The organism is Microbacterium sp. (assembly GCF_035687345.1).
Classification (GTDB): domain Bacteria; phylum Actinomycetota; class Actinomycetes; order Actinomycetales; family Microbacteriaceae; genus Microbacterium.
In genome coordinates, this window is the sequence record NZ_DASRXZ010000050.1 from 1 (window position 1) to 15853 (window position 15853).

16 protein-coding genes and 1 riboswitch are annotated in these 15853 nt (G+C 70.4%); of the genes, 11 read left to right on the plus strand and 5 right to left on the minus strand.

What is annotated here, in order from left to right:
- The 5 genes from VFF97_RS05965 to VFF97_RS05985 all read left to right on the plus strand — a co-directional run.
- A partial coding sequence (locus tag VFF97_RS05965) for a YhjD/YihY/BrkB family envelope integrity protein (protein WP_325032574.1) occupies positions 1 to 552 on the plus strand: 552 nt, incomplete at its 5' end.
- A 33-nt stretch (positions 553 to 585) separates the two neighbouring features.
- Positions 586 to 1434 (plus strand): exodeoxyribonuclease III, encoded by an 849-nt coding sequence (locus VFF97_RS05970; RefSeq protein ID WP_325032575.1) that lies wholly within the window; start codon positions 586 to 588, stop codon positions 1432 to 1434.
- A gap of 45 nt (positions 1435 to 1479) precedes the next feature.
- Positions 1480 to 2490, plus strand: coding sequence for a tryptophan--tRNA ligase (gene trpS, locus VFF97_RS05975; RefSeq protein ID WP_325032576.1), 1011 nt, complete (start codon positions 1480 to 1482; stop codon positions 2488 to 2490).
- Between the two features lie 42 nt (positions 2491 to 2532).
- Positions 2533 to 3129 (plus strand): GNAT family N-acetyltransferase, encoded by a 597-nt coding sequence (locus tag VFF97_RS05980; RefSeq protein ID WP_325032577.1) that lies wholly within the window; start codon positions 2533 to 2535, stop codon positions 3127 to 3129.
- A 12-nt stretch (positions 3130 to 3141) separates the two neighbouring features.
- Positions 3142 to 4023, plus strand: a complete 882-nt coding sequence (locus VFF97_RS05985; RefSeq protein WP_325032578.1) for a DNA-formamidopyrimidine glycosylase family protein — start codon at positions 3142 to 3144, stop codon at positions 4021 to 4023.
- A 19-nt stretch (positions 4024 to 4042) separates the two neighbouring features.
- Here VFF97_RS05985 and glpK read toward each other — a convergent pair whose 3' ends face one another.
- Together glpK and VFF97_RS05995 are read right to left on the minus strand one after the other, a co-directional pair.
- Positions 4043 to 5572 carry a glycerol kinase GlpK gene (glpK, locus tag VFF97_RS05990; RefSeq protein ID WP_325032579.1) on the minus strand — a complete coding sequence of 510 codons (1530 nt, stop codon included), beginning with the start codon at positions 5570 to 5572 and terminating at the stop codon, positions 4043 to 4045.
- A 59-nt stretch (positions 5573 to 5631) separates the two neighbouring features.
- The gene (locus VFF97_RS05995) at positions 5632 to 7341 is read right to left on the minus strand and encodes a glycerol-3-phosphate dehydrogenase/oxidase (protein WP_325032580.1); all 1710 of its coding nucleotides are present in this window, start codon (positions 7339 to 7341) and stop codon (positions 5632 to 5634) included.
- Between the two features lie 168 nt (positions 7342 to 7509).
- Positions 7510 to 7669, plus strand: a riboswitch (FMN riboswitch).
- Between the two features lie 63 nt (positions 7670 to 7732).
- On the opposite strand from VFF97_RS05995, the gene ribD reads away from it, so the two are divergent.
- From ribD to VFF97_RS06020, 5 genes are all read left to right on the plus strand, one after another.
- Positions 7733 to 8776 carry a bifunctional diaminohydroxyphosphoribosylaminopyrimidine deaminase/5-amino-6-(5-phosphoribosylamino)uracil reductase RibD gene (ribD, locus tag VFF97_RS06000; RefSeq protein ID WP_325032581.1) on the plus strand — a complete coding sequence of 348 codons (1044 nt, stop codon included), beginning with the start codon at positions 7733 to 7735 and terminating at the stop codon, positions 8774 to 8776.
- Entirely contained in the window at positions 8776 to 9531 is a 756-nt protein-coding gene (locus VFF97_RS06005; protein WP_325032582.1) for a riboflavin synthase, read from the plus strand. The genes ribD and VFF97_RS06005 overlap by 1 nt, the downstream gene beginning before the upstream one ends.
- Positions 9528 to 10811 (plus strand): GTP cyclohydrolase II, encoded by a 1284-nt coding sequence (gene ribA, locus VFF97_RS06010; protein WP_325032583.1) that lies wholly within the window; start codon positions 9528 to 9530, stop codon positions 10809 to 10811. The genes VFF97_RS06005 and ribA overlap by 4 nt, the downstream gene beginning before the upstream one ends.
- Positions 10808 to 11281: a 6,7-dimethyl-8-ribityllumazine synthase gene (ribH, locus tag VFF97_RS06015; protein ID WP_325032584.1), complete on the plus strand. Its 474-nt coding sequence runs from the start codon at positions 10808 to 10810 to the stop codon at positions 11279 to 11281. The genes ribA and ribH overlap by 4 nt, the downstream gene beginning before the upstream one ends.
- Positions 11282 to 11346: 65 nt before the next feature.
- Positions 11347 to 11706, plus strand: a complete 360-nt coding sequence (locus VFF97_RS06020; RefSeq protein WP_325032585.1) for a Fe-S protein — start codon at positions 11347 to 11349, stop codon at positions 11704 to 11706.
- 210 nt (positions 11707 to 11916) lie between these two features.
- On the opposite strand, the gene VFF97_RS06025 is transcribed toward VFF97_RS06020, so the two are convergent.
- Genes VFF97_RS06025 through VFF97_RS06035 form a run of 3 tightly spaced genes read right to left on the minus strand, consistent with a single transcriptional unit; the run spans position 11917 to position 14587 of the window.
- A complete protein-coding gene (locus VFF97_RS06025; RefSeq protein WP_325032586.1) occupies positions 11917 to 12744 on the minus strand; it encodes an ABC transporter permease in 828 nt (275 codons plus the stop codon).
- Positions 12741 to 13649 (minus strand): ABC transporter permease, encoded by a 909-nt coding sequence (locus VFF97_RS06030; protein ID WP_325032587.1) that lies wholly within the window; start codon positions 13647 to 13649, stop codon positions 12741 to 12743. The genes VFF97_RS06025 and VFF97_RS06030 overlap by 4 nt, the downstream gene beginning before the upstream one ends.
- Positions 13646 to 14587, minus strand: a complete 942-nt coding sequence (locus VFF97_RS06035) for an ABC transporter ATP-binding protein (protein ID WP_325032588.1) — start codon at positions 14585 to 14587, stop codon at positions 13646 to 13648. Before VFF97_RS06035 ends, VFF97_RS06030 begins: the two co-directional genes overlap by 4 nt.
- 125 nt (positions 14588 to 14712) lie before the next feature.
- On the opposite strand from VFF97_RS06035, the gene VFF97_RS06040 reads away from it, so the two are divergent.
- Positions 14713 to 15825 carry a 5-methyltetrahydropteroyltriglutamate--homocysteine S-methyltransferase gene (locus tag VFF97_RS06040; RefSeq protein WP_325032589.1) on the plus strand — a complete coding sequence of 371 codons (1113 nt, stop codon included), beginning with the start codon at positions 14713 to 14715 and terminating at the stop codon, positions 15823 to 15825.
- Positions 15826 to 15853: the final 28 nt, after the last annotated feature.

Sequence of the window (15853 nt, forward strand, 5' to 3'; positions counted from 1 at the left end):
TCGCTCCTCTACCAGGCCGGCGGCTTCGTGGCATCCGTCGCCGTCTCGTTCTCGGTGTTCAGCGCGGCCCTCGCCGGTCTCGTGCGGTTCCTCACCGGCACCGAGCTGCAGTGGCGTCGGATCTGGCCGGGCGCCCTGCTCGGCGGCGGTGCGATCACGGTCCTCCAGCTGGGTGCGGGCCTGCTCGTCAGCTACACGCCCTCCAACCCGCTGCTCGCGACGTTCGCGATCTTCGTCGGCCTCCTGCTGTGGTTCCGCATCATGGGTGTCATCATCCTCGTCGCGGCGTCGTGGATCGCGGTGCGCGCGAACGACGTCAACGAGCCGCTTCTGCCCGAGTCCGAGGCGGATCGACTCGCTGAGGAGCATCGCGCGCTCGTGCTCGCCGCGCGCGTGCGTCTGCGCACGGCTCGCGCGGCCCGCGACCAGGCGCCGTGGTACAGGGTGTGGGCGGCAGACCGCGCGGTGCACGAAGCGGAGCGAGAGCTCGCCGAGGTCGAGGCATCCGCTCCCCCGGTCAAGAACGAACGTCGGGGCAGCCTGCTCGAATGAGGTGTGTCCGCACCCGCGGCTAGGCTGGCACGCATGCCTCGCCGCGTTCGCATCGCCTCTGTCAACGTCAACGGCATCCGCGCGGCGACGCGCAAAGGCATGATCGAGTGGCTCGACGCGGCCGACATCGACCTCATGGCGCTGCAAGAGGTGCGCGCGACGGCCGACGAGCTCGCCGCCGTGCTGCCGGGCTGGCAGCTCGTCAACGACGAGGCGCTCCTCAAGGGGCGCGCGGGCGTCGCGATCGCGAGCCGAGATCGCGCGATCGACGTGCGCACCGCCCTGAGTCCCGAGCCGCTCGATTCCGCGGGGCGGTGGATCGAGGCCGACTTCGAGGTCGACGGCGAGCGCGTCACGATCGTGAGCGCGTACGTCCCGACCGGTGAGGCCGACACTCCGCGGCAGGACGCGAAGTGGGCATTCCTCGACGCGATGGAGAAGCAGATGCCGCTGCTCGTGTCCGACAACCCGCTCGCGCTCATCATGGGCGACCTCAACGTGGGGCACCGCGAGCTCGACATCCGCAATTGGAAGGGCAACGTCAAGAAGGCGGGCTTCCTGCCGCGCGAGCGCGCGTACTTCGACCGCTTCCTCGGCCCCGCCGGAGAGCCGGTCCAGTGCGTCGACGGCACGACGGGCATCGGCCTCGGGTGGGTCGACGTCGGGCGCCGGTGGGCGGGCGACGTGCCCGGGCCGTACACCTGGTGGTCGATGCGCGGGCGCGCATTCGACAACGACTCGGGGTGGCGCATCGACTACCACCTCGCGACCCCGGCATTCGCCGAGCGTGTGACGGACTACTCGGTGTTCCGCGCCCCCTCGTGGGACACGCGATGGAGCGACCACTCCCCCGTCATCGCGGACTATACGCTCGGTCACTGAGCCCGCGCGGGCGTAGGGGGCGAGATCGCTCATTAGGATTGCCGGGTGACGAAACCGCGCCTGTACTCCGGAATGCAGCCCTCCGCCGATTCGCTGCACATCGGCAACTACATCGGAGCCCTCATGCAGTGGCGCGATCTGCAGGAGTCCTACGATGCGTTCTTCTCGGTCGTCGACCTGCACGCCCTGACGCAGCCGAACGACCCGGCCGAGCTGCGCGAGAAGACGCGCCGCACGGCCGCCCAGTACATCGCGGCGGGCATCGAGCCGTCCCGGTCGACGCTCTACGTGCAGTCGCACGTGCGCGCGCACGCCGAGCTGGCGTGGATCCTCTCGACGATCACGGGCTTCGGCGAGGCCGGCCGCATGACGCAGTTCAAAGACAAGTCGCAGCGGTACGGGTCCGACGCGACGTCGGTCGGGCTCTTCACGTACCCGGTGCTCATGGCGGCCGACATCCTGCTCTACCAGACCGACATCGTGCCCGTCGGCGACGACCAGAAGCAGCACGTCGAGCTGACGCGCGACCTCGCCGAGCGGTTCAACTCGCGCTACGGGCAGACGTTCCGGGTGCCCACGCCGGTCATCCAGCGCGACACCGCGCGCATCTACGACCTGCAGAACCCGACGTCGAAGATGTCGAAGTCGGCGGAGTCGGATGCCGGCATCCTGTGGCTCCTCGACGACCCCGCCAAGACGCGCAAGAAGATCATGCGCGCGGTGACGGACTCCGAGGGATCGGTGCGATACGACACCGAGAACAAGCCGGGCGTCTCGAACCTGCTCGTGATCTACGCCGCGCTCACCGGCCGGCAGATCGGCGCGATCGAGGACGAGTACGCCGGCCGCGGCTACGGCGACTTCAAGAAGGGCCTCGCCGAGGTCGTGGTCGAGGAGTTCGCTCCCGTGCGCGAGCGCGCGCTGACGCTGCTCGACGACCCGGCCGAGCTCGACAGGCTGCTCGCCGAGAACGCGGCGAAGGCGGATGCGGTCGCCGACCGCACGCTCGCCGACGTGTACGACAAGGTGGGCCTGCTGCGCCGCGTGCGCCTGTAACCGGGCGCGCCGGGCCTCGCCGAGGGCGGCTATCGTGGCGGGATGCAGCCCGTCGTCCTCCGCTCCGCGAGACTGGAACTGTCGCTCCCCGTCGCCTCCGACGCCGATGCGATGTTCGAGGCGTGCCAGGATCCGGCGATCCAGCGGTACACGACGATCCCGACGCCCTACGAGCGGCGCCATGCCGAGGCGTTCATCTCCCAGATCCCGAAGGACTGGGAGGCGGGCCGCAACCTGACGTGGGGCATCCGCGAAGCCGGCTCACTGGTGGGCACGATCGGCCTCTACGGCGTCGAGCACGGCGCGGGTGAGATCGGGTACTGGGTCGCCCCGTGGGCGCGCGGCCGTCGGATCCTCATCGAGGCCGCGGTGACGGTCATCGACTGGGGCTTCTCGCCCGGTGGCCTCAGGCTCCAGCGCATCGGGTGGCGGGCCGTCGCGGGCAACGTCGCCTCGGCGCGCTCCGCGCGCACGCTCGGGTTCCGCTACGAGGGCCTGCTGCGCCGGGCCCTCGTCAACGGCGAAGGACGGCGCGACGACGGGTGGATCGCGGGACTCCTCGTCGACGACGACCGGATGCCGCGGCCCTGGCCCGTGCTCGATGAGGCCGCTCGCGAGACGCTCGTCGGCGGCTCATGACAGGATGAGCCCATGCCCGAGATGCCTGAGGTTCAGGGCCTCGTCGAGTTCCTTCGCGAGCGCACGACCGGCCTGCGCGTGACGCGCGCGACGGTCGCGAACATCGCCGCGCTCAAGACCTACGACCCCCCGGTCGAGTCGTTGAAAGACACGGAGGTCGCCGGCGTCGAGCGTCACGGCAAATTCGTCGACATCGCGACGACGAGGGGCGATGGCGCCGAAGCGGGGCCGCACCTCGTCTTCCATCTCGCGAAGGCCGGCTGGCTGCGCTGGTACGACGAGCTTCCGCAGACGCTCATCCGCCCGGGCAAGACGCCCATCGCGCTGCGTGTCGCCTTCTCCGACGGCTCGGGCTTCGACCTCACCGAGGCGGGCACGAAGAAGTCGCTCGCGGTGTATGTCGTGCGCGATCCGGCAGAGGTGCCGGGCATCGCGCGGCTCGGGCCCGACCCGCTCGACCCGTCGTTCGATCGCGACGCGTTCGCGGGGCTGCTCGCGGGCCGCCGCACGCAGATCAAGGGCGTGCTGCGCGACCAGGCGATCATCGCGGGCGTCGGGAACGCATACTCCGACGAGATCCTCCACGCGGCGAAGATGTCGCCGTACGCCCTCGCGGCGGGGCTCTCCGACGAAGAGATCGACAGGCTCTACACCGCGATGACCGAGACCCTCGCCGAGGCGCTGGCCGCGGCATCCGGAAAGCCCCCTGCCGACCTCAAAGACGCCAAGCGGCGCGGAATGCGCGTGCACGGGCGACGCGGCGAAGCCTGCCCGGTGTGCGGCGACGAGGTGCGCAGCGTCTTCTTCGCCGACAACTCGCTCGAGTACTGCCCGACGTGCCAGACGGGTGGAAAGATCCTCGCCGACCGGCGGCTGTCGCGTCTGCTGAAGTGACCCGCGCCCCGCGCGTCGGTCAGACCTGCGCCTGCTCGCGCACGTCGTCGTCGACCCAGTCGAGCGACTTCGATACGGCCTTCTTCCACAGGCGGTAGCGGCGCTCGCGTTCGTCGACGCTCATGCGCGGCTCGAAGCGCACATCCTCACGCCAGTGCGAGCGCAGCTCGTCGCGGTCGCGCCACACGCCCGTCGCGAGCCCCGCCGCGTACGCGGCGCCGAGCGCGGTGGTCTCGACGACCTTCGGGCGCACGACGGGGATCCCGAGGATGTCGGCCTGGAACTGCATGAGCAGATCGTCGCGCGTCATGCCGCCGTCGACGCGCAGCTCGTCCAGCGGGCGCCCGGTGTCGGCGACGACGGCCTCGATCACGTCGCGCGACTGGAAGCCCGTTGACTCGAGGGCGGCGCGGGCGATGTGCCCCTTGTTGACGTACCGCGTCATGCCCACGAGCGCGCCGCGGGCATCCGGGCGCCAGTACGGCGCGAACAGCCCCGAGAATGCCGGGACGAAATAGGCGCCGCCGTTGTCGGCGACGGTCGCCGCGAGCGTCTCGACCTCCTCCGACCGGTTGATGATGCCGAGGTTGTCGCGCAGCCACTGCACGAGCGACCCGGTGACGGCGATCGAGCCTTCGAGCGCGTACCGCGCCGGCTCGTCGCCGCAGCGGTAGGCGACGGTCGTGATGAGGCCGCTGTCGGAGCGCACGATCTCGGTGCCGGTGTTCACGAGCAGGAAGTTGCCCGTGCCGTACGTGTTCTTCGACTCGCCGACATCGAACGCGGCCTGCCCGAACGTCGCGGCCTGCTGGTCGCCCAGGATGCCGGCGATCGGCACGCCGTGCAGCGAGTCGGGCAGGTGCGCCGAGCCCACGACCTCGGATGACGAGCGGATCTCGGGCATCATCGCGCGCGGGATCCCCCACACGTCGAGCAGCTCGTCCGACCAGTCGAGCGCGCGCAGGTCCATGAGCAGCGTGCGCGACGCGTTCGTGACGTCGGTCACGTGGATGCCGCCGCGCGCCCCGCCGGTGAGGTTCCACACCACCCACGTGTCGGGTGTGCCGAAGAGCAGGTCGCCCGATGCGGCGGCCTCGCGGGCGCCGCGCACATGGTCGAGGATCCACGCGATCTTCGACGCCGAGAAGTAGGTCGCGAGGGGAAGACCGGTGATCTCGGCGAAGCGCTGCGGCCCGCCGTCACGAGCCAACTCGTCGATGCGGGACTGCGTGCGGGTGTCCTGCCACACGAGCGCGTTGGAGACTGGACGACCGGTCCTGCGGTCCCACACGATCGCGGTCTCGCGCTGGTTCGTCACGCCGACGGCGGCGACATCGGATGCCGCGACTCCAGCGCGCGCGAGGGCCGCCGCGATCACCCATTCGGTGCCGGTCCAGATCTCCACGGGGTCGTGCTCGACCCACCCCGCGCGGGGAAGGATCTGCTCGTGCTCGCGCTGTGCGGAGGAGACGATCGCACCGGCTGCGTCGAACACGATCGCCCGCGTGGAGGTGGTGCCCTGGTCGATCGCCAGCACGTGCTGCGTCACATCGTCTCCTCGCTGCCTCGTCGCCGCATCCGCCTCGTCAGGCTATCGCGACGGCGCCGTCACGAGCGGACGCCGGTCCACGACGGGTCGGCCGCGTGCACGGCGGCGATCGCGCGCTCGACTTCGGCCGCGACGGCGTACTCGTCCCACCCGAGCACCGGGGCGACGGCGTCGGCGACCTCGCGCGCCGCGGCCTCCGCCTCTCCGATGAACGCGAGGCTCGTGCGCCGCAGAAGGAGGTCGTCGAGGTGCACGACGTGCTCGGTGCGAGCGAGGTGGCGCAGTTCTCCGGTCGAGTAGCCGGGCGCATTCGCCAGCGGCGCGTCATCCGGGTCATCCACGATCGCGGCGATGACGTCCGCCGCGACCGTGCCGTAGCGGTCGAGCAGCACCGACGCGCGCGCGAACCCCACGCCCGTGTCGTGCTCGGCGATCCATCCGTGCCGCGCGCGCTCGCTCACGGGGAACCCCCGCCCGCCGCCGATCGGCACACCGCGCGTCGAGCGCCGTCGCGGCACCGCGAGCACGTCGAGCACACGGTCGGCGAGGTGCGCGGCGGAGGCCCGGAACGTCGTCCACTTTCCGCCCACGAGGCTCAGCAGCGCGGCATCCGTCGCCCCGCCGATCGAACCGCGCTCGATCCGGTAGTCGCGGGAGACGAAGCCCGGAGCGAGGTCGCCGTGGCCGGGGAGCGGCCTGACGCCGGAGAACCGGTACACGATGCTCGACCGGTCGACCTCGATGTCGGGCAGCACATGGCGGATGAGCGCGATGAAGTAGTCGACCTCCTCCTCGGTGCACACGATGGGGTCGGCCATGTCGTGCTCGAGGTCGGTCGTTCCGACGAGCACCCGCCCCTTGAGCGGGTAGATGAGCACGATGCGTCCGTCGCTGTGCTCGAAGAACAGCTCGTGCCCACCCGTCGCCGCGAGCAGCGCGGGGTGGTCGAGCACGATGTGCGAGCCTTTCGTGCCGCCCATGAAACGGGTCGCCTCGCCGAGTGCGTCGTTGGTGAGGTCGGTCCAGGGGCCCGACGCGTTGACGACGACGGATGCCGCGAACGCCACCTCTTCGCCCGATTCGACATCGCGCACGACGACCCGGCCGTCGCGTTCGCCCACCGCCTCGGCGTAGTTCGCCGCGCGTGCACGATCGCCGCCCGCCGCGAGTCCGTCGCGCAGCACGTCGAGCGCGAGGCGCTCGGGGTCGTGGAGGGACGCGTCCCAATACGTCGCCGTGTAGCGCACGGCGGGGTTCATCGACGGGAAGCGCTCGAGCGACTGCCGCCGCCCGTGGAAGGTGTGCCGCGGCACCCGCCCGCCTCCGCGCGAGAACGAGTCGTAGATCATGAGACCGACCTTGATGAGCACCGCCCCGCGCTCGCGCGGGCGCCCCTTCCCGTGGCGCAGGAACCGCAGCGGCGCGCTCAGCACGCCGGAGAACGTCGTGAAGATCGGGATCGTCGTCTGCAGCGGCCGCACGTAGTGGGGCGCCGTGCGCAGCAGCGCGTTGCGCTCGGTCACCGCCTCGGCGACGAGGCGGAACTCGCCGTTCTCGAGATAGCGGATGCCGCCGTGGATCATGTGGCTCGACGCGGCGGAGGCGCCGCTCACGAAGTCGCCGCGCTCGACGAGCGCGACATCGACGCCCTGCATCGCGAGATCGCGGAAGGTCGCAAGGCCGTTGATGCCGCCGCCGACGATCAGCACGTCCGCGTACGGGCGCCCGGCGATCGCACTGAACCCCGGCCGTCGCTGTGCCCCCTGCATCGTCGGCCCCCTTCCCGTTCCTCCAGGCTATGCGCGCTCGCCGACACGCGGGTCGCACGCCGCGCACTCCCGCGATACCCGTCCGGGCCCGTCTCCCGGCCCGCTGAGAGGGACCTGCGTTCATGGAATGAAACGACGCATGCCGCGTTGAGTAGACTCGTGAGCATCAACGTGCTCCGGGGTCGGTGAGAATCCGAACCGGCGGTGACAGTCCGCGAGCCGTGGCTCCGCACCCTCTGGGTCGGTTCCACGGTTGATCCGGTGGAATTCCGGAACCGACGGTGATGCGACGCGAAGCGTCGCTAGTCCGGATGGGAGGCAGCACGAGCGCCGTCGTCGACGTCGCCGCCGTCTCCCGTGCCGGAGTGCCGCGATCGACAGAAGGATCGAGATGACGGCGACCGAGCGGGAACGCGACGCGATGCGGCGCGCTCTCGACCTCGCGCTGCGCGGTCCCCGAGGCGTCAACCCGCAGGTCGGAGCGGTCATCCTCTCCCCCGACGGCGAGATCCTCGCCGAGGGCTGGCATCGCGGAGCCGGAACGGCGCACGCCGAGGTCGACGCCCTGTCGAAGCTCGCCCCGGGCGCCGCTCGCGGCGCCACGGCGATCGTCACGCTCGAGCCCTGCAACCACCACGGCCGCACGGGTCCGTGCGCCGTCGCGCTCATCGAGGCGGGCGTCTCCCGCGTCGCCTTCGCCGTCGCCGACCCGAACACCGTGTCGTCCGGCGGCGCGGAGCGGCTGCGCGCGGCGGGCGTCTCGGTCGAGGAGGGCCTGCTCCAGCACGACGGCGAGGCTCTGCTCGCGTCGTGGCTCGAGGTCCAGCGGCTCGGTCGCCCGCACGTGACCGTGAAGTGGGCGCAGAGCCTCGACGGGCGGATCGCCGCATCCGACGGATCCAGCAAGTGGATCACCGGCCCCGCCGCCCGCGAAGACGTGCACCGCCGTCGCGCCCGCGCCGACGCGATCGTGGCCGGCATCGGCACGGTCCTCGCCGACGATCCCGCGCTCACCGCGCGTGCCGCCGACGGTTCGCTGCTCGACCGTCAGCCGACGCCCGTCGTCCTCGGCACACGCGAGATCCCGGCCCATGCGGCGGTGCGGCGGCATCCGCGCCCCGTCCTGCAGTACGACGGGCACTCGCTCCCCGATGTCCTCCGCGAGCTCCGCGACCGCGGAGTGCAGCGCGTGTTCGTCGAGGGTGGCCCCACGATCGCGAGCGCGTTCGTGCGCGACGGGCTCGCCGACGAGGTGCTCGCCTACGTCGCTCCCGTGCTGCTCGGAGGCGACCGCCTCGCGATCGGCGACATCGGCGTCGGCACGATCGATGACGCGCGGCGCCTCATTCTGGCATCCGTCGAGCGTCTCGGCGACGACCTTCTCATCGTCGCCACGCCCCGCAAGACTTCAGAACCACACGAAGGAGACGTCTGATGTTCACCGGCATCGTCGAAGAGATCGGCGCCGTGACGGCCGTCGAGCCGTCGGGAGACGGCGTACGCATCACCGTCCGTGCGCCGAAGGTCGTGGCGGATGCCGCGCACGGCGACTCGATCTCCGTCAGCGGCGTGTGCCTGACCGTCGTCGACCAGGGCGATGACTGGTTCACGGCCGACGTCATGAGGCAGACCCTCGACATGTCCACGCTCGCGGGCATCGAGCCGGGCCGTGCCGTCAACCTCGAGCGCGCGACGCCCGCGCACGGACGCCTGGGCGGCCACATCGTCCAGGGTCACATCGACGGGACCGGCACCGTGCTCGATGTTCGTCCCGGCGACCAGTGGCGCGTCGTGCGGATCAGCCTTCCCCGCGAGCTCGCTCCCCTCGTCGTGGACAAGGGCTCGATCGCCGTCGACGGCGTCTCGCTCACGGTCAGCGCGGTGAGTGACCCTTCGACAAGCTCAGGGACCGGAGAAGCGGGCTCAGGGACCGGGACCGGTGCGGGCACAGGGACCGGGACCGGTGCGGGCACAGGGACCGGGACCGGAGAAGCGGGCTCAGGGACCGGCGACGAGGCGTGGTTCGAGGTCTCGCTCATCCCCGAGACCCTCGAGGCCACCACACTCGGGGCGCGCGAGCCCGGCGACCGCGTCAATCTCGAGACCGACATCCTGGCGCGCCATGTGCAGCGCCTCCTCGCTTTCACTCCGGCGGCCGCGGCCGCCGCCACGGAAGGAGGCTTCCGATGAGCCTTTCCACCATCCCCGAGGCCCTCGAAGCGCTGCGCGCGGGGCGTCCCGTCATCGTCGCGGACGATGAGGACCGCGAGAACGAGGGCGACATCGTCCTTTCGGCGCAGTTGGCGACGCCCGAGTGGCTCGCGTGGACGATCCGCTGGTCGAGCGGCTTCCTGTGCGCGCCGATGCCCGCCGATTGGGCCGACCGCCTCGACCTCCCGCCCATGGTGGCCCTCAACGAGGACGCGCGCGGCACCGCCTACACCGTGAGCGTCGACGCGGCCGACCGCGAGTCGACGGGCATCAGCGCGTCCGACCGCGCCCACACGCTCAACGTGCTCGCAGACCCCGAGTCGACGCCGTCGTCCGTCATCCGTCCGGGTCACATCCTGCCGCTGCGCGCCGTGGACGGCGGCGTGCGCGAGCGCGCCGGTCACACCGAGGCCGCCGTCGAGCTCATGCGCCTCGCGGGGCTCTCCCCCGTCGGCGCGATCGGCGAGGTCGTCGCCGAGGACGGCAGCATGATGCGCCTTCCCGGACTGCTCGAGATGGGCGAGCGCGAAGGCATCCCGGTCATCACGATCGAGCAGCTCATCGCGTACCTCGACGAGGTCGACCCGCGCACCGACGCGCCGCAGAGCGAGCACCACCACCGCCGACGCGTGAGCCTGCGCGCCGAGGCGCTCGTGCCCACCGCGCACGGCGAGTTCCGCTTCCTCGCATACAAGGACCGCGTGACCGGCACCGACCACCTCGCGATCGTGTCGGGCGAGCTCGACACCGACGCGCCGCTCGTGCGCGTGCACTCCGAGTGCCTCACGGGCGAGGCCTTCGACTCGCTCAAGTGCGAGTGCGGCCCGCAGCTCGACGCGGCTCTCGACGCGATCGAGCAGGACGGCGGCGTCGTCATCTACATGCGCGGACACGAGGGCCGCGGAATCGGGCTCATCAACAAGCTGCGCGCGTACAGCCTGCAGGAGCGCGGTCTCGACACCGTCGACGCCAACCTCGCGCTGGGCCTTCCCGCGGATGCGCGCGACTACGCCGCCGCGGCCGGCATCCTCGCCGACCTCGGCATCGATCGCGTGCGCCTGCTCACGAACAACACCGACAAGGTCAAGCAGCTGCGCGACCTCGGGCTCGAGATCGTCGAGCAGGTGCCGCTCCTGGTCGGCGTCGGCCCGAACAACCACCAGTACCTCGCGACCAAGCGCGACCGCATGGGGCATCTGATCGCGGAGGACGACCTGAGCGACGCGCTCGCACAGATGAAGGAGGGCGCCGGACGATGAGCGGCAAGGGAGCGCCGATCACGGGCGGGACGGATGCGTCGGGCCTCGAGGTCGTCGTGATCGCGGCGACGTGGCACGACGAGATCACGAACGGCCTCATCGCCGGCGCGGAGCGGGTGCTCGAGGCATCCGGCGCGTCGTATCGGCTCATGCGGGTGCCGGGCTCGTTCGAGCTGCCGGTCGCCGCGAAGGTCGCCCTCGAATCCGGCGCCGATGCCGTCGTCGCGCTCGGCGTGATCATCCGCGGCGGGACGCCGCACTTCGAGTACGTGTCGTCGGCCGCGACCGACGGCCTCACGCGGGTCGCGCTCGACACGGGCAAGGCGGTCGGCTTCGGGGTGCTCACACTGAACGACGAGCAGCAGGGTCTGGATCGCGCGGGTCTGCCCGGCTCGAAGGAGGACAAGGGCGCAGAGGCGGCGGATGCCGCGATCCGCACCGCGCTCGCGCTGCGCGCATTGCGGGGCTGACGCGGGCGCCGCGGTGAGGGCCGCCTTGGTGGCGACGCCCTCCGCGACCCCCTATGGTGGCGGCCATGGAGTATCTGCGTCTCATCGTCGTCTTCATCCACATCACCGGCTTCGCGCTGCTGTTCGGTGCGTGGGCGGTCGAGGTCTCCAGCGGGCGCCGGCAGGTGACGCGTCTCATGAACATCGGCCTCGCGATCGCCGGTCTCGCGGGCCTCGTCCTCGCCGCACCGTGGGGAATCTCCTACGACCTCAACTACGTGAAGATCGGCGTCAAGCTCGTCGTGCTGATCGTCATCGGCGCGCTCATGGGCATCGGCCAGGCGCGCGCCCGCAAGGGCGGCGACGGGAAGGTCAATGCGGGTGTCTTCTGGACGATCGGAATCCTCACGCTGCTCAACGCCGCCCTCGGCGTGATCTGGCGCTGACGCATTCATAAGAGGAGCGGATGCCCCGGCGGGCATCCGCTCCTCTCGTGTCTGCCGTCGGGAACGGCGGTGAAACCGTCGGGCCGAATCGACGGATATCCGTCGACGACGCTCCCTGGCGCGCGATCGAGCCCGACGCTTTCACGCGCAGACGCGTCGTCTGCCGCACGGCATCGAGGTCAGGACGCGATGGAGCTCGCCGTCCGGGCGTCAGTCGAGGAACAGCGCCCGCAGCCGCTTCGTCGTCAAGATGAGGCCCACGCCGATCATGACGACGTAGTAGAGCACGTGCCACAGCATGCCCGGGTACAGCGCTCCGGTCGTGAGGCCTCGGACGAGCTCGACCCCGTGCCACAGGGGAAGCGCCTGCACGATCGCCTGCACCCACTCGGGGTAGACGGTGATCGGGTAGAACGTCGCCGAGAAGAGGAACATCGGCAGCAGCACGAAGTTGATGAGGTCCATCTGCTGGAAGACCTTCATGTAGCTCGTGACCGCCATGCCGAGCGACGCGAAGCCGAACGCGATGAGCAGCACCGCGGGCAGGGCGAGAATCGCCGTCCACGAGAGGTTGAGTCCCCACACCTGCATGATCACGAGGAAGCCCGACGCGTAGACGAGCCCGCGCAGCAGCGCGTAGACGATCTCGCCGAGCGCGACGTCGAGCGGGCCGAGCGAGGTCGCGAGCATGCCCTCGTAGAGCTTCCCGTAGTTCATCTTGAAGAAGACGTTCCACGTCGAGTCGTAGATCGCGCCGTTCATCGCCGACACCGCGAGCAGCGCGGGTGCGATGAACGCCGCGTACGGCACCTCGACGCCGGCGGACGTCTCGACGTCGCCGATGAGCATGCCCAGGCCGATGCCGAACGAGGCGAGGTACAGCACGGGCTCGAAGAAGCCCGACAGCACGACGATCCAGCTCGAGCTGCGCGCCGCGACGAGGCCGCGCTGCACGACGGCGCCGGGGTTGCCTGCATAGAGCGCTCGCACGCCTCCGGAGCGGAGTCGCTGAGGGGGCGATTCGACGGCAGTGGTCATTTGGCCAGCCTCCTCGCGAAGTTGCGGCGCGCCAGGACGTAGCCGATGACGGCGAGCACGACGAGGTAGACGACGTGCACCACGACCGCGATCGGCTCGGTCGGGCGGCCGTACATGAACGTGCGGCCGAGCTCGGTCGCGTGCCACAGCGGCGAGATCCACCCGATCCACTGCAGCCAGAGCGGGAGCGAGTCGAGCGGATAGAACGTGCCCGAGAACAGGAACATCGGCATGAAGATGAACCGCTGCACGAGCGCGAACTGGCCCTTGTCGTCTTCGATCGACGACGCGTAGGCCATGAGCGGAGCGCCGAACGCCCAGCCGCCCAGCACACCCGCGAGGATCGCGATCCACCCCGTCTCGGGGGTCGCGAGTGGGGAAGGCGTGAAGACGAGGCCGAAGAGCCAGATGAACAGGTAGTAGCCGGCGACCGCGACGAGCACGCGTGCGCTCGCGCCGAGCAGCACCCCCGTCGTGATCTGACCCGGCGAGATGGGCGATGCGCTGAACCCGAAGAAGAAGCGCCGCCACTTGAACCCGTCCATCACGGGGTAGCTGAACTCCTCGGTCGCGACCTGGATCGCGGCGGTCATGAGCAGCGCCGGCGCAACGAACGCGACGTACGACACGGACATGCCCGAGGCATCCGTGATCGGAGCCGTGATGAGCGCCGCGAGGCCCAACGCGAGACCGAGCAGGTACAGGATCGGCTGGCCCAGGGCGCCGACCACGATCGTCCACCCGTACGCGCGCATCGCGCGCACGATGTGCTCGGCGACGTAGAACGTGCCGTTCGCGCGGGGCTTGCGCCCCCACTCCATCGCCTCGCGCCGCAGCTCGTCGAGCGAGGCATCCGCGCCCGGTCCCTGTGGTTCGACGGGCTCACCAATCGATAAGGTGCTCATTCGATCAGCGACCTTCCCGTGAGTCGCAGGAAGACGTCCTCGAGCGACGACCGCCGCACGAGCGACGTGATCGGCTGGAGGCCGGCGGCGGTGACCCGCTCGAGGGCCTGCTCGCCGTTCTCGGTGTAGACGAGGATGCGGTCGGGGAGCACCTCGACGCGGTCGCCGATGCCCTCGAGCGTCGGCGCGACCTGCTCGTTGCGGTTGGAGCCGAACCGCACCTCGAGCACCTCGCGGCTCGAGTGCTCGCGGATGAGCGACGCCGGCGTGCCCTCGGCCATGATCCTGCCCTTGTCGACGACGATGAGGCGGTCGCACAGCTGCTCTGCCTCGTCCATGTAGTGGGTCGTGAGCACGAGCGTGGTGCCGCGCTCCTTGAGGCGGAAGAGCCGGTCCCACAGCACGTGCCGCGCCTGCGGGTCGAGGCCCGTCGTCGGCTCGTCGAGGAGCAGGATGCGCGGGTCGTTGATGAGGCCGCGCGCGATCGTCAGACGCCGCTTCATGCCGCCCGACAACTGATCGACCTTGCTCTTGGCCTTCTCCTCGAGCTGCGCGAACGCGAGCAGCTCGTCGGCCTTCTGCTGGCACACCTTGCCCGGCAGCCCGAAGTAGCGCCCGTAGATGTAGAGGTTCTCGCGCGCGTTGAGCTCGCCGTCGAGATTGTCCTGCTGCGGGACGACGCCCAGCCGCGAGCGGATCTCGGGGCCGTACCGGTCGGGGTCGAGGCCGAGGATCGACAGGTCGCCGCTCGTGCGCGTCGACACCGCGCCGATCATCTTCATGGTCGTCGACTTGCCCGCGCCGTTCGGCCCGAGCAGTCCGAACGACTCGCCCGGCGCGACTTCGAAGGACAGCCCGTCGACCGCGAGGAAGTCGGGCTTGCCCTTGGTCTTGTACGCCTTCACGAGGTTCTTCGCTTCGATCACGGGAGCAGGCACCGGACTACCCTAACGCCGGTCACCGACGTGGTTTTCGCGCCGCGGGAGCGATCCCGCGCCCCTGCTGGATGACGAAGGGTGACGGATGCCTCGGCCGCGGCATCCGTCATGGTTAGGCTGACCGGGTGAGTGTTCGACCCCCGTACCGCGCCGACGTCGTCGGCAGCTTCCTCCGTCCCGCCGCCGTCGCCGAGGCGCGCGCCCGACACAACGCCGGCGAGCTCGACGACGAGGGCCTCCGCGCCGTCGAAGACGCCGCGATCGTCGACCTCGTGCAGAAGGAGGCCGACGCCGGCCTCGAGCTCGCGACCGACGGCGAGTTCCGCCGCTCGTGGTGGCACTTCGACTTCTTCGGCCTGCTCGACGGCGTCGACATCGTCGAGCTCGACCACGGCATCCAGTTCCAGGGTGTGCAGACGCGCCCTCGCGGCATCGAGATCTCCGGCAGGATCGGCTTCAGCGACACGCATCCGTTCCTGGAGCACTTCCGCGCGCTCCAGGAGGACGTGAAGGCGACCGGCGCGCAGCCGAAGTTCACGATCCCGTCGCCGACGGTGCTCGACTTCCGCCTCGAGCCCGGTCACATCGATCCCGCGGTCTACGACGGCCGCGAGGCGATCGTCGACGACCTCGTGCAGGCGTACCGCGACGCCGTCGCCGCGTTCTACGACGCCGGCGCCCGCTATCTGCAGTTCGACGACACCGCGTGGGCGTACCTGTGCTCCGAGGTCGAGCTCGAGAAGGCGGCCGAGCGCGGCATCGACACGACCGGCATCGCGGAGCGCTATGCCGCGCTGCTCAACCGCATCCTCGACGGCAAGCCCGACGACCTCGTCGTGACCACGCACGTGTGCCGCGGCAATTTCCGCTCGACGTGGATCTCGTCGGGCGGCTATGAGCCCGTCGCCGAGCAGCTGCTGGGCGTCGCGAACTACGACGGATACTTCCTCGAGTACGACACCGATCGCGCGGGCGGCTTCGAGCCGCTGCGGTTCCTGCCCAAGGGAGAGAAGACGGTCGTGCTCGGGCTCATCACGTCGAAGACGGGCGACCTCGAGAACCCCGACGACGTCAAGCGCCGCATCGACGAGGCGACGAAGTACGCGCCGCTCGAGCAGCTCGCGGTGAGCCCGCAGTGCGGCTTCGCCTCGACCGAGGAGGGCAACATCCTCACCGAGGACCAGCAGTGGGCGAAGGTGCGCACGGTGGTCGACATCGCGCGCGACGTCTGGGGCTGACCGGATTCAGGAGGAGGGGGCGGATGCC

Coding starts and splice junctions, on each gene's coding strand:
- ribA (WP_325032583.1), top strand. CDS start 9,528: ATGAGCCTTTCCACCATCCCCGAGGCCCTCGAAGCGCTGCGCGCGGGG.
- VFF97_RS05970 (WP_325032575.1), top strand. CDS start 586: ATGCCTCGCCGCGTTCGCATCGCCTCTGTCAACGTCAACGGCATCCGC.
- VFF97_RS06025 (WP_325032586.1), bottom strand. CDS start 12,744: ATGACCACTGCCGTCGAATCGCCCCCTCAGCGACTCCGCTCCGGAGGC.
- VFF97_RS06030 (WP_325032587.1), bottom strand. CDS start 13,649: ATGAGCACCTTATCGATTGGTGAGCCCGTCGAACCACAGGGACCGGGC.
- VFF97_RS06020 (WP_325032585.1), top strand. CDS start 11,347: ATGGAGTATCTGCGTCTCATCGTCGTCTTCATCCACATCACCGGCTTC.
- ribH (WP_325032584.1), top strand. CDS start 10,808: ATGAGCGGCAAGGGAGCGCCGATCACGGGCGGGACGGATGCGTCGGGC.
- VFF97_RS06005 (WP_325032582.1), top strand. CDS start 8,776: ATGTTCACCGGCATCGTCGAAGAGATCGGCGCCGTGACGGCCGTCGAG.
- ribD (WP_325032581.1), top strand. CDS start 7,733: ATGACGGCGACCGAGCGGGAACGCGACGCGATGCGGCGCGCTCTCGAC.
- VFF97_RS05980 (WP_325032577.1), top strand. CDS start 2,533: ATGCAGCCCGTCGTCCTCCGCTCCGCGAGACTGGAACTGTCGCTCCCC.
- VFF97_RS05995 (WP_325032580.1), bottom strand. CDS start 7,341: ATGCAGGGGGCACAGCGACGGCCGGGGTTCAGTGCGATCGCCGGGCGC.
- VFF97_RS05985 (WP_325032578.1), top strand. CDS start 3,142: ATGCCCGAGATGCCTGAGGTTCAGGGCCTCGTCGAGTTCCTTCGCGAG.